General features: G+C 64.6%; 11 protein-coding genes. 3 read left to right on the top strand and 8 right to left on the bottom strand.

The window, feature by feature from the left end; genetic code table 11:
* Nucleotides 1-8: 8 nt before the first annotated feature.
* Nucleotides 9-833, top strand: a complete 825-nt coding sequence (locus tag OGV19_RS00540; protein WP_264311646.1) for an SDR family oxidoreductase — start codon at nt 9-11, stop codon at nt 831-833.
* 133 nt (nt 834-966) lie between these two features.
* On the opposite strand, the gene OGV19_RS00535 is transcribed toward OGV19_RS00540, so the two are convergent.
* The 4 genes from OGV19_RS00535 to OGV19_RS00520 form a co-directional block, all read right to left on the bottom strand.
* Nucleotides 967-2,418, bottom strand: a complete 1,452-nt coding sequence (locus OGV19_RS00535) for an efflux transporter outer membrane subunit (RefSeq protein WP_264311645.1) — start codon at nt 2,416-2,418, stop codon at nt 967-969.
* Nucleotides 2,415-3,476: an HlyD family secretion protein gene (locus tag OGV19_RS00530; RefSeq protein ID WP_264311644.1), complete on the bottom strand. Its 1,062-nt coding sequence runs from the start codon at nt 3,474-3,476 to the stop codon at nt 2,415-2,417. Before OGV19_RS00530 ends, OGV19_RS00535 begins: the two co-directional genes overlap by 4 nt.
* A gap of 27 nt (nt 3,477-3,503) precedes the next feature.
* Nucleotides 3,504-5,045: an MFS transporter gene (locus OGV19_RS00525; RefSeq protein ID WP_264311643.1), complete on the bottom strand. Its 1,542-nt coding sequence runs from the start codon at nt 5,043-5,045 to the stop codon at nt 3,504-3,506.
* A 115-nt stretch (nt 5,046-5,160) separates the two neighbouring features.
* A complete protein-coding gene (locus OGV19_RS00520; protein WP_264311642.1) occupies nt 5,161-6,066 on the bottom strand; it encodes a LysR family transcriptional regulator in 906 nt (301 codons plus the stop codon).
* Nucleotides 6,067-6,337: 271 nt separating this feature from the next.
* Between OGV19_RS00520 and OGV19_RS00515 the strand changes: the two genes are divergently transcribed.
* Nucleotides 6,338-6,787: a universal stress protein gene (locus OGV19_RS00515; protein WP_264311641.1), complete on the top strand. Its 450-nt coding sequence runs from the start codon at nt 6,338-6,340 to the stop codon at nt 6,785-6,787.
* Between the two features lie 109 nt (nt 6,788-6,896).
* Here OGV19_RS00515 and OGV19_RS00510 read toward each other — a convergent pair whose 3' ends face one another.
* The 4 genes from OGV19_RS00510 to OGV19_RS00495 are packed head-to-tail and all read right to left on the bottom strand — an operon-like array spanning nt 6,897 to nt 11,661.
* Complete coding sequence (locus tag OGV19_RS00510) at nt 6,897-7,757, bottom strand: efflux RND transporter periplasmic adaptor subunit (protein ID WP_264311640.1); 861 nt, start codon at nt 7,755-7,757, stop codon at nt 6,897-6,899.
* A gap of 10 nt (nt 7,758-7,767) precedes the next feature.
* Complete coding sequence (locus tag OGV19_RS00505; RefSeq protein ID WP_027595286.1) at nt 7,768-7,968, bottom strand: DUF1656 domain-containing protein; 201 nt, start codon at nt 7,966-7,968, stop codon at nt 7,768-7,770.
* Entirely contained in the window at nt 7,958-10,135 is a 2,178-nt protein-coding gene (locus OGV19_RS00500) for an FUSC family protein (protein ID WP_264311639.1), read from the bottom strand. The genes OGV19_RS00505 and OGV19_RS00500 overlap by 11 nt, the downstream gene beginning before the upstream one ends.
* Nucleotides 10,132-11,661 carry an efflux transporter outer membrane subunit gene (locus tag OGV19_RS00495; protein WP_264311638.1) on the bottom strand — a complete coding sequence of 510 codons (1,530 nt, stop codon included), beginning with the start codon at nt 11,659-11,661 and terminating at the stop codon, nt 10,132-10,134. Before OGV19_RS00495 ends, OGV19_RS00500 begins: the two co-directional genes overlap by 4 nt.
* A gap of 191 nt (nt 11,662-11,852) precedes the next feature.
* On the opposite strand from OGV19_RS00495, the gene OGV19_RS00490 reads away from it, so the two are divergent.
* A complete protein-coding gene (locus tag OGV19_RS00490; protein WP_264311637.1) occupies nt 11,853-12,800 on the top strand; it encodes a LysR family transcriptional regulator in 948 nt (315 codons plus the stop codon).
* The last annotated feature ends 45 nt before the right edge of the window (nt 12,801-12,845 follow it).

The raw sequence follows: 12,845 nt of genomic DNA, 5'->3' as shown, positions 1-12,845 counted from the left end.
CCTCCCCCATGCCCACCGTCCTGATCACCGGTTGTTCCAGCGGCATCGGCCGCGCCCTGGCCGACGCCTTCCGCGATGCCGGCCATGAAGTCTGGGCCACCGCCCGCAAACCTGAAGACGTCGAGCATTTATCCGCCGCCGGTTTCACCGCCCGGCAACTGGACGTCAATGATGGCCAAGCCCTGACCCAACTGGCCGAGGAGCTGCAAGCAAGCCACGGCCGCCTCGACATCCTGATCAACAACGCAGGCTTCGGCGCCATGGGCCCGTTGCTCGACGGTGGCGTAGACGCCATGCGTCAGCAATTCGAAACCAACGTCTTCGCCGTGGTCGGCGTGACCCGCGCGTTGTTCCCGCTGCTGCGCCGCGCGCGTGGGCTGGTGGTGAACATCGGCAGCGTTTCCGGCGTGCTGGTCACACCATTTGCCGGTGCTTACTGCGCCTCCAAGGCTGCGGTCAACGCCCTGAGCGATGCCCTGCGCCTGGAGTTGGCGCCGTTTGGCATTCGGCTGATGGAAGTGCAGCCGGGGGCGATCGCCTCGCAATTCGCCAGCAACGCCCAGCGCCAGGCCGATCAGGTGCTGGCCGCAGATTCGCCATGGTGGCCGCTGCGCGAATACGTCCAGGCACGGGCACGGGCCTCACAGGACCGGCCGACGCCGACGGCGGTTTTTGCTCAAGGGGTGTTGGCGGCTACGCGCAAAACGGCGGTGCCTGCGGTGGTCAGGTTGGGCAATGGCAGCACGGCGTTGCCGCTGATCGCCAGGCTGTTGCCGCGGCGGCTGCTGGGCTGGGTGTTGCGCAAGCGGTTCGGGTTGCTGCGGCCGCTTTGATTTTTGGCTGGCTGTGCTGGCCTCTTCGCGGGGCAAGCCCGCTCCCACAGATACTCCACTGCCCTCAGGTTCAGTGAGTTACCTGTGGGAGCGGGCTTGCCCCGCGAAGAGGCCAGCACAGCCACCGCAACCGTCAAACCTCTTTCGACGGCTGTGTATCAAACACCTGCCAGCCTCCACCCAACGCCTTGTACAACCCCACCAACGCCTGGGAAACCGCCGCCGAGCTGTCGATCCACTGCTCTTCGCTGGCCAGCAACGCCCCTTGCACGGTCAGCACATTGAGAAAGTCCACCGCCCCTTCCACATACTGGCGCTGGGCAGTCTCCAGGGCGATACGGTTCTGCCGCACCGCCTCGGCCAAATGGTCACGACGCAGTTGGCTAGCGTTGTACAGGCGCAGCACATCGTCAATTTCATGCCAGGCACCGAGCACCACCTTGCGGTAGTTCAACGCCGCTTCCTGCTGTTGCGCCTCACGCAGTTCCAGCGTGCCTTTGAGCCGCCCACCTTCGAAGATCGGCAGCGACAGTTGTGGGCCGAAGGCAAAGCGTCGCGAGTCCCAGCCACCGAAGTCAGACAGTTGCATGGCCTGAAAACCCAGGCTACCCGACAGCCGAATGCTGGGGTAGAAGTCGGCCTTGGCCACGCCGATGCTGGCAGTTGCCGCGTGCAAGCGCGCTTCGGCCTGGCGAATGTCCGGGCGGCGCTCGGCCAGCTCGGACGGCAGGCCGATGGCGAACTGCTGCTGCGGCGCAGGGAGTTCCCCCCCTTCGAGCAACTGTGCCTGAAGGCTGCGTGGCGGCTCGGCCGCGAGCAGGCTGAGGGCGTTGATCAGGTCGTCGCGCCTCGCTTCCAGGCTTGGCAGGCGGGCTTCGATCGACGCGACCTGGGCGCTGGCCTGGGCCACGTCAAGGCGGGTGGCGACCCCTTCGGCCTGGCGATTCTCGGACAGTTTCAGGCTGTGCTGCGCCACCTTCAGGTTGTCACGGGTGACGTCCAGGGTGTGTTGCACCGCACGCAGCTGGATGTAGTTGCCGGCGGTTTCCGACAACAGCGCCAGCAGCACGCCACGGCGGTCATTCTCGGCCACTTCGACAGTGGCATCGGCGGCCTCGACCTGGCGGCGCACACGGCCCCACAGGTCGAGTTCCCAACCCGCGACCAAATCACCCTGCCACAGGTTGAAGGCCGATTTACCCGCGTGGCCAGAGGGGTCGCTCAGCCCCTCGGCACTGTTGCGAGCGCGGCTGTAGCCCGCGTTGGCATCGACCGAGGGCGCTTCGTCCGCCGCTACCGTGCTGCGCAGGGCGCGGCTTTGCAGCAGACGCGCTGTGGCCATTTGCAAATCCAGATTGCGCTCGGCGACCTGCTGGATCAGCGCGCTGAGCCGGGCATCGTGAAAGGTTTCCCACCACCGCAGCTCCAGCGGTTCGGCCTGCGGCTGGCTTGCAGCGGCCTTGCCTTGCAGGCCTGCCCACTGTTGCGGGGCCTGGCTGGCGGGGCGCTGGAAGTCCGGCCCCAGGGTGCAGCCTGCCATGAGCACGGCCAGCAACAACGGGCTCAAACGTAATGCCGGTCTCATCGTGCGCTTACCTCTTTGCCGTCCAGCGTGTCGCCGCGGGTATCGATGGTGGCTTCCACCGACATGCCCACACGCAGCCGTGCGAGCAGCGGCTGGCCGTCATCGAATACGATCTTCACCGGAATACGCTGCACCACCTTGGTGAAGTTGCCGGTGGCGTTGTCGGGTTTGACCGCAGCGAAGGTCACACCGGTGGCCGGTGCGATGCTCTGGACATGGCCATGCAGCTGCTCGCCCGCGAAGGTATCGACACTGATGTTCACCGGTTGGCCGGGCTGCACGTGGGTCAGTTGGGTTTCCTGGAAGTTGCCAACCACATAAGCCTGCTGCAACGGCACCACCGACAACAGGCGGGCCCCCGGATTGACATAGGCGCCTACACGCAAGGCACGCTCACCGACCATGCCGTCCACCGGCGCAATGATGCGTGTGTAGGACAGGTCGAGCTGGGCTTTCTCCAGCCCCGCTTCGGCACGTTTGAGCTGGCCATCGGCGCTGGCCACCTGGGCGCTGAGAATGTCCACCTGCTTACGTGCAGCCACCAACGCCGCCTGGGTGTTGGCCAGACGCGCACGGGCCTGATCGACCCCGCTGCGCGCCTGCTGGGCGTTCTGCACGGTGCCGGCGCCCTGCTCGGCCAGGCGGCTGTAGCGGTTGACTTCATGATCGGCGAAGGCCGTTTCGGCCTGAGCTGCCTTCACCGCGGCTTCGGCCTGGGCGATCAGTGCCGCCTGGCGCTCCAGCGTGGCACGGGCGTCGGCGCTCTGCGCCTTGGCCACCAGCAATTGCGCCTGGGCAGCGTCGAGTGCGGCCTGATAGTCGCGGGCATCGAGGGTCGCGAGCAATTGACCGGCCGTGACCTGCTGGTTGTCCTCGACCAGCACCTCTTTGATAAAGCCCGCGACCTTGGGCGCGACCACGGTGTAGTCGGCGATCACGTAGGCGTCGTTGGTGCTCTGGCGGTGATCACTGCCAAACATCCAGGGGCCGACGATACCGGCCAGCACGGCCACGGCGAGCACCGAGCCGATGATGATTGTCTTGCGGTTGTTGGTCATTTCAAGTTCTCGAATTCATTCACGGGCTCAAGCCACCGCACGCGGCGGGAAGATCCGGGTAGGCACGAAGGGAATCAGGCAGATCAAAGCGACGGCGATGCACGCCATCACCAGGTACTGGTCGGCCGAGGTCAGTACCTGGGCCTGTTCATGAATGCGCCTGGCAAGGCCGGCAGCGCTGTCATCGATCAACGGCGCATTGCCCAGGCTGTCGACCAGGTGGTTGGAATGAAAATGCCGACGCACAGTGCCCAAGGCATCCAGCAGGCCACCGGCAATCACCGCCGACAGCCCCTTGACCGTGTTGAACCAGGCCGAGGCGAACGGGCCTTCCTGCGGGGTCATGCCGTTGGTCGAGAGCATCAACAGCGGCAGCACCGCCATCGGCTGGCCGAACACCTGCAGCAAATAGAAGGGGTAGAAGTCGCCGCGTATCCACTCGGAGGTCAGCAGGCTGCTGCCCACGCACGACAGCGCCAGCATGCCAAGCCCCGTCGCCAGCACCCAGCGGCAGTCCACCGCACGGATGTTGCACAGCGCCGCCGTGAGCGGCAGGGCGATGAGTTGCGGCATGGCCACCAGCATCATCAGCGGGCTGGTCTGCGCCGGGCGATAGCCCTGGATCTGCGCCAGGTACGCCGACGGAATGCTGCCCACACCAGACAACACGATCAGCACACCGGCCAGGGTCAGCAGGGCAAAGCTCAGGTTGCGCCGCGAGAGCATGCGCAGCTGGAAGAACGGCAACGGCTCGGACCATTCGTTGTACAGGAACAGCACCAGCAACAGCAGGCCACCGCCCAGCAACCAGCAGATCAGCGGCGAGTCAAACCAGCCCCAGCGGTCGCCCAGCGACAGGCCCAGCACGGTGCAGCTGATGGCGGGCAGGCCAAGCAGCACACCACGCCAGTCGAGTTGCTTGAAGCGTTCGAGGCGCAGCGGGTCCTGGGGCAGGCCCCAACCGACGCATAACATCGCCAGCAGCGACGGCAAAATGATCTGCCAGAACGCCCACTGCCAGCCGACGTACTCGGTCCAGAGGCCCGCCAGCGGTGTGCCGAGGTTCGGCCCGAAGGTGGCGGTCAGGGCATAGCAGGCCAGGCCATAAACCTTGATGCCTGGTGGCAGAAAACGCAGCGCGACGCTCATCAGCATGGGCGGCAAGGCGCCCGAGGCGAAACCTTGCAGCACGCGCAGCAGCATCAGGCTGTGCAGGTTGGGGGCGAAGGGTTGGATCAGGCCGAGCACGGCGAACAGGCCGACGGCAGACAGGGTGAAGCGGCGCAGGGAGAAGGTCGTGGCGAGCCAGGGTGCGAAGGCCATCGCCGACACCGAAGCCGCGCTGTACACGGCAAGCAGCCAGGCCCCCTCGTCGGCACCGATGCCCATGGCGCCACGAATGTCGCTCAGGGAAATCTTGGTAACCGCCTCGTTGAGCCCGGCGCACAGCACCGCCAACAACACACCGAACAGCCCCACCACCACCTGCAGGCCAAACGCTGTCTGCACAGGGGCGGCCGGCGCTGGGGCGGCGGCCAGCGCGGCAGAAGGCGCGGTCAGGGAACTCATGGGAATACATCTCCAGCAACAATTTCAGGGCTGGAGCAAGTCTAAGAAGGTCGAATGCTGACGAAAACTGACTTGTTGGCAGGTTTATATTGCGTCAGACGCAATCGATGCGCTTTTACGGATCAAACCTGCCACACGCCTTCAATGTCTGACGCAACCACCGGTGCGCCGGGTCGTTGTCAAACCGCGGGTGCCAGGCCTGCATCACATTGACCTTTTCCAACGGCACCGGGATCTCGAACGAGCGCAAGGGCAACTTCAAGCGCTGCACACTGTTGAGGATGTTGGCCGGTATCGGCAGGATCAGGTCCGAATCCGGCAACGAGAACATCGCCGAATGGAAGCTGGTAGTGATCAGCGCCACCCGCCGTTCCACCTTGTGGTGGGCCAACGCCACATCGATCGGCCCATTGGCCCGGCCCCGGCGCGATACGCTGATTTGCGGATAGGCGGCGAAACGCTCAGGGGTAATCTCGGCATCGAAGATCGGGTGCCCTACCCGGGCCAGGCCTACGAAGTAGGTGTTGAACAGGCGCTGTACCTTCATCTCCGGGCCCAGCTCGATGGCCGAGCTGATGATCAAGTCGATCTGCCCGTTGCGCAGCACCGCATCATCGTCACCACTGCCCTCGGGCACGAAACGCAGCACCGTGCGCGGCGCCTGGGCCAGCATCATGCGCAGCAGCTGGGCGCCGTACAGGGCGATGAACAGATCGTTGGTGCGGATATTGAAAGCACGGTCCAGGTTCACCAGGTCGACATCGTCACGGCTGCGGAATACCTGCCCGGCTTGCTCCACCAGCCCATGCACCTGCTCGCGCAGGGCCAGCGCACGGGGTGTCGGCACCAGGCCACGGCCGGCGCGCACCAGAATCGGGTCGCCCAGGGCATCGCGGATGCGCCCCAGGGTCCGGCTCATGGCGGCAGGGCTCAGGTTCATGCGCTGTGCCGCGCCGACTACGCTGCCTTCATCGAGCAGGACGTCGAGGGCGACGAGCAGGTTCATGTCCGGGAGTTGCATGGCCGATTTCCGTGGCGATTGTGGGATAGGCGATGGTAGCAGGTTGGTTGATTGCGCCAGACGCAATAAGGTCGTGCGTGGTGGGGCATTTATTCCGGGCTTTGGATGGGCCATAAGTGATGCAGTGGCTGTACCGGCCTCTTCGCGGGGCAAGCCCGCTCCCACAGGTACCCCACAATGCCCGAGGTTTGTGCGGTACCTGTGGGAGCGGGCTTGCCCCGCGAAGAGGCCGGCAAAGCCAGTACATCATTTAGCTTCGACAAGGATTCCCATGCCCACCCCGGTCCTCATCGCCATCGACGCCTCTCCCGCATCCGCTGCCTTGCTCACCCTCGCCCGCCGCTACTGTCGCCCCGATCAACACGAACTGCATGTGCTGCTGGCCATCGACAGCACCTTCACCGTGCACGAAAAACCCGCGCCCTACACCGCCGAGGAACGGGAGGAATACCCCGCCGCCTGCGAAGAACAACACCTGGGCGAAAGCGCCGTGGCGGACGCCGTGCGTGTGTTGCAGGAGGCCGGTTTCACCAGCCAGGGCTGTATGGTGGCCGGGCAGCCGGTCGAGGCCATCGTGGCGAAGGCGCAGGCATTGAACTGCGAATTGATCATCATGGGCCACCGGCACCTGTCACGGTTGGGGCGGTTGCTGGACCCGTCGATCAGCGCGAAGGTGATTGATCAGGTTGCGGTGCCGGTGTTGGTGGGGGCTGCGGGTTAAAGAGCGTTTGGGCCACCCGGTGTTCGCCATGACATTTGTAGCGCTTATCAAATCGAGCGCCGCCCGCGCGACGCTCGATCTCATAGGCGCTGGAAACGTTGTGCCGAACTCACCCCTCACTAGGCTTCACCACCACCGTACACGTCGTCCCCGCCGCCAACAAAAACCCTTCCGGCACTTCATCGATGTGAATCCGCACCGGCACCCGCTGCGCCAGACGCACCCAGTTGAACGTCGGGTTCACATCGGCGATCAGCTCGCGGCTTTGCGGGTTGTCGCGGTCGTAGATGCCGCGGGCGATGCTCTCCACGTGGCCTTTGATGCGCTCGCCGCTCATCATCTGCAACTCGGCCTGATCACCGACCTTCACGTGCGGCAGCTTGGTCTCTTCGAAGAAGCCATACACCCAGAACGAGTTCTCGTCGACTACCGCCATCACCGCCTCACCGGTGCGCGCATAGTCGCCCCTGTGGATGTTCAGGTTGGTCACGTAACCGTCCACCGTGGCCACGATATGCGTGCGCTTGAGGTTCAGTTCGGCTGCCGCCAGCTCGGCCAGGGCCTGTTGATAATCTGCCTGGGCCGAATTGGCGATGTTGCTGGCGTCGTCGCGGTTTTCCTTGGAGATCACCAGGTTGTCCATGTCGGCCCGGCGCTTTGCGTTGACCTTGCGCATTTCCCAGGTGGCCTTGCGCGAGGCAACCAGCGCCTTGGCCTGATCGACGGCCAGCTGGTAGTGCTCAGGGTCGATCTGGATCAACAAGTCACCCTTCTTCACCTGCTGGTTGTCCTTGACCGGCACATTTACCACATAGCCCGGCACGTCGGCGGCGACGTTGATGATGTCGGCACGCACGCGACCGTCGCGGGTCCACGGCGTGGTCATGTAGTGCAGCCACAACTGGCGGCCGATCGCCACGGCGGCAACCAGCACCAGCAGGGTGGCGATCAGGCTGAAGAACTTTTTCATCGAAGGTTTCTCACCAGTAGACAGACAGCGCCAGGGCGCCGAAAAGGCAAACGAACAGGCTCAGGCGCAGCAGCGCCGGGTGCCAGAAGAAGCGGTAGCCGTCATGGCTGGCGATGAAGCGGTCCAGGCCCCAGGCCAGGCCCAGGGCGAACAGGAACATCAAGGTCATGGTGGGCATGTACACGCCATGGAAGGCGATTTCACGGGGCATGGTGCAATCCTTTCGCCGGTGCCAGCGGCGACTGTGGGTCCAGCAGGGATGAACGGATGAAGTGCAGGTAGCTTTGCGCCCGGCGCAGCACCGAGGTGTCGAAGTGCCGGGCGAAGGGTTCGTCGGTGGCCTGCACGCGGCTGATGGCGTGGTCCACCGCCACCAGGGCGCGCTCGTGGTTACTGGCGCTGGGCTGCAGGAACAAACGCGCCAACGCCCGGCCCATGACGCGGATGGCCTGACGCCACGGCTGCGACTCGGCATACGCCGGGTGGATCGGGGCGCGGGCCTGCTCCTTGCGCAGCTCGATGATGGCGTGGCCGACCTCCAGCACCGTGAACATCCAGCCCATCAACTCGCTCTGCACCTGCGGCTTGCCGGCGGCCAGGCCATAGGCCTGGTGCAGCAGGTCGCGGGTGCGGCTTTCGAAGGCCGAGCCCAGGCCGCGCAGGCGGCCGCTGATGGCGAACAGCACCTGCTCACGCAGCTCCTGCTCCAGCCGGCTCCACAGCCAGCGGCTGTTGGGCGGCAAAATGATCGCCCCGGCCGCCGCACAGACGAACATGCCGATGACCATGCCGATGTAATCGTTGATGAAGGTGTAGGGGTCGTACACGGTCAGGTTGTTGGGCACCGAACCAATGGCGAAGAACACCAGCAAACCAATGCCATAACCGGCGTACGCTGGCCGCGATGACAGGAATGCCCCCAGCACGAAGACCGGCGCCAGAACCATGCACAGCAGCGGGAAACCATCGATCCAGGGGAACACGAAGAAGGTCTCGAAGAACCCGACGAAGGCCCCGATCGCCGTGCCGCAGGCCATCTGGAACGACATGCGCTTGGGGTTCGGCGACGCGGCCGACAGCCCCACGGTGACCGTGGCGATCAGCGTCATCATGCCGCCGCTGGGCCAGTCGCTGAGCAACCAGTAGCTGCCCAGCAGCAACAGCACCGCCGAGGCGCGCACACCGGCAGCCAGCGACACCAACCAACTGGTCTGCGCCACATAGGGCTCGTCCCACTGCTCGCGCTCGTGCTTGTGCGCGGCCAGCGAGGCGTGGGTTTCGGCATAGCTGTACATCTCGTCGACGAAGCGGTAGAGCAGCTCGAAGGCGGTGTGGAAGTCGAGCAGGTCGGACTCGCTGGGGTTGGTCGCCTGGTACTCGGTGCGTAGCCCACGCACCTGGGCTTGCAGGCCCTCTTTGTAAGCGGCCAGCTCCAGCGTCAGGCGCAGCGCGTCAGAGTCGGTCAACGCACGCCCCACGTAGGGCTGAAGCAATTCAACCAAGGTATCCAGGCCCGGCTCAATGGCGCTGACGATCTGCAACGGCCCCCGTGCGCGCAGGCGTTCGAGCAACCGGTGCAGGGCATTGAAGCGCGTGGTGATGGCCATGAATTCGCTGTTCATGCGCACCAGGCGGCCAGAGCGCCGGCGCATGTGCGGGTCTTCGAAAGCGGTGACGTTACGCAGGCTTTCCAGGCCCACGGCCTCGGCAATGAAGCGCACGTTGCTGGTTTCGAAGCGGTCGCGCTGGCTGTCACCGCGTAGGGCTTCGACCACCACCCCGGCGAACACGCCAAAGCGCTGGTACAGGGCGTTGCGCATGGCAGCGCTGGCCGACTGCGGCAGGATCGCGGCGCTGACGAAGGTCGAGACAAGAATCCCCAGGGCGATTTCCAGCACCCGCCACACGGCAGCCATAAAGGCCTGGTCGGGGTGCTCCAGCACCGGCAAGCCGATCATCGCTGCGGTGTAGCCGGCCAGCACGAAGCCATAGGCACGGAAGGTGCGGTAGCGCATCGCGCCCGCCGAACACAGGCCGACCCACAGGGCCAGGCTGGGCAGAAACAGCTCGGTGTTCTGCGGGAAGATAGCGATCAGCGCGACCATCATGGCCGAACCTGCCAGGGTGCCGAGGACCCGGTAGAAGCTCTTGGCGAACACGTGCCCACTTTGCGGCTGCATGACGATGAACACAGTAATCATCGCCGTGCGTGGCTGTGGCAGCTCCAGACGCATGGCCAGCCACAGGGTGATGAAGGCGGCGGCCAGCACCTTGAAGATGTACACCCAGGTCACGCCATCGGTGCGCGCCCAGGCAAAGAAGCCCCGGCGCCACTCCAGGCTCTGCAGCCAGCGCACGGGCAGACTAGAGGTGCTCATTTGGCGTTATCCGGCTTCTTGTCGAAAATGGCCAGGGTGGCCGGGGTTTTCGGTGCAGCCTGGCGCTCCTGCTGCGGCACGTCCTTGCCTGCTTGCAGGCCGCCTCCGAGGGCAGTGACCAGTTCGGCATGGGCGACCAGGCGGGCGGCCTGCACCTGCTGTTGCACCTGCTGCTGACGGAACAGCAAGGTCTGCGCATTGAGCACGTTGAGGTAGTCGGTCAGGCCCCGCTGGAAGGCGACCATGGCGATGTCGTAGGTCTTCTGCGCGGCAGCGACCGATTCGGCAGCGAAGTGCGATTGTTCTTTCATCGACTCGCGGCGGATCAGCTGGTCGGAGATGTTCTTCAACGCACCGACCACGGTCTGGTTGTAGCGCGCCACGGCCATGTCATACCCCGCCGACGCGACGCCCAGCTGCGAACGCAGGCGGCCGCCGTCGAAGATCGGCAGGCTGATGGCCGGGCCGACGTTGTAGTTGAACTTGCGACCGGTGAGAAACTCCAGCGGGCCGCCGCCGGTGGCCATGAAACCGAGGCTGCCGACCAAGTCGACATTGGGGAAGAAACCGGCATGGGCGACGTCGATACCGCGGGCTTGCGCGGCCACCTGCCAACGGCTGGCCACCACGTCCGGGCGCTGGCCGACCAGCTCGGCAGGCAGTGCCGAGGGCAGTTTCAGCGGGGCGCCGAGGGTCAGGGTCGGGCGCTCGATCTGCGCGCCCTCCCCCGGCCCTTTGCCGGCCAACGCAGCAAGCTGGTTGCGGGTCAGGGCGATCTCTTCATTGAGGCTGTCCAGCTGGCGATGGGTTTCGGGCAGCGGCGCTTCGGCCTGGCTGACTTCGAAATGGGTACCAATGCCCGCATCCAGCCGGCGCCTGGCCAGTGCCAGGATCTGCTCTTGCTGCTCAAGCTCAGCCTTGACGATATCGCGCTGGGCAAAATGCAGGCTCAGCTGGATGTAGGCACGCACCACGTTGTTCTGCAGCTCAAGCTGCGCCTGGCGGGCCTCGGCCACGCTCATGTGCGCCTGGTCCACGGCCTGCTCACTGGCATTGCGCTCGCGGCCCCAGAGGTCGAGGGCATAGCTGAAGCCAAAGGCGGCGTTGTTGTCCCAGGTGTTGGCGCCCGACAGCGCGCCTGGGCCGTAGAACTGATCTTCAGGCCAATTGTGGCGCTTGAGTGATGCCTGGCCGTTGACCTGCAGCTTTTCCGCCGACTCGACCACACCGGCCATGGCCTTGGCCTCGCGCACCCGCGCCAGGGCCATGGCCAGGTTCGGGCTGCCCTCGACGGCCAGCGCGATCCAGCGGTTCAGCTGCGGGTCGCGATAGGCCTGCCACCACTGCTGGTCGGGCCAGTGGGCGTCGGTGGCGGCTTCGCGTATCGCCGCATCGGTGGTCAGGGTATTGGCTTGCAAGGTCTTGCTTTGCGGGGCGATACCCCAGGTTCCGATACAGCCGCTCAAGGTGAGGGTTAGGGCACAGGCACTGAACACTTGAAGCGTTCTGATGATGCGACGCGGCACAGCTGCGATTTCCCGAGGAAGAGGTGGAGGGGCCGAGCAATTCTAGGGGGCGGCAGGACTGGCGATAAGCGCATATTCCTGCGAATCTTTGTTACCAAAAGAGCGATAATCAGCCTTTGGTCGAAGGCATCTTTTAATAACTTCGTCGTTACTTCGTGACACAATTTTGTCCTCTACCTTGAGAGTGACCCATGGACACCCTGCAAAATATGCGTGCTTTCAGTTGCGTAGCCCAGCTTGGAAGCTTCACGGCTGCTGCGGCGCAACTGGATACGACCACCGCGAACGTGTCGCGGGCGGTCTCCAATCTGGAAGCCCATCTGCAAACTCGGCTGCTCAACCGTACTACCCGCCGCATTGCGCTGACCGAGGCCGGCAAGCGCTACCTGATGCGTTGCGAACAGATTCTTACCTACGTTGAAGAAGCCGAGGCCGAGGCCAGCGATGCCCATGCCCGTCCGGCCGGGCAGTTGAAGGTTCACTCCATGACCGGGGTTGGCCAGCACTTCGTGGTCGATGCCATTGCCCGCTACCGCGAATCGCACCCGGACGTGACCTTCGACCTGACCATGGCCAACCGCGTGCCAGACCTGCTCGACGAGGGCTACGACGTGTCCATCGTGTTGGCCACCGAGCTGCCGGATTCGGGCTTCGTGTCGCAGCGCCTGGGGATCACCTACAGCATCGTCTGCGCCTCGCCCGACTACATCGCGCGCAACGGCATCGCGCACAAGCCGGCCGACCTGCTCAAACACGCCTGCCTGCGCATGGTCAGCCCGGTGATCCCACTGGAGAAGTGGCTGTTCGATGGGCCGGAAGGCCAGGAAATGGTCAACATCACCAGCTCACCGTTCCAGGTGAACACCGCCGATGCCATGAAAACCGCAATCCGCAGTGGCATGGGCGTGGGCGTGCTGCCGATCTATTCGGCCATCGATGGCCTGCGTGACGGCAGCCTGGTGCGGGTGCTGCCCGAGTACCGGTTGCAGGAGCTGAACCTGTACGCCATCTACCCGTCGCGCCAGTACCTGGATGCCAAGATCAAGACCTGGGTCGAGTACCTGCGCAACTCGCTGCCAGAAATTCTCGCGGCCCATGAGGCGGACCTGAAAACCCATCAGGTGCAGATCGCCAACTGAGAAACATGCTGCATTGAGGGGAGGAGCAATGGTAGGTTGCTAACC

The organism is Pseudomonas putida (genome assembly GCF_025905425.1).
In the GTDB taxonomy this organism is placed as follows: domain Bacteria; phylum Pseudomonadota; class Gammaproteobacteria; order Pseudomonadales; family Pseudomonadaceae; genus Aquipseudomonas; species Aquipseudomonas putida_AF.
The sequence above is the reverse complement of the archived record's forward strand: the minus strand, read 5'-3'. Positions and strand labels throughout refer to the sequence as shown.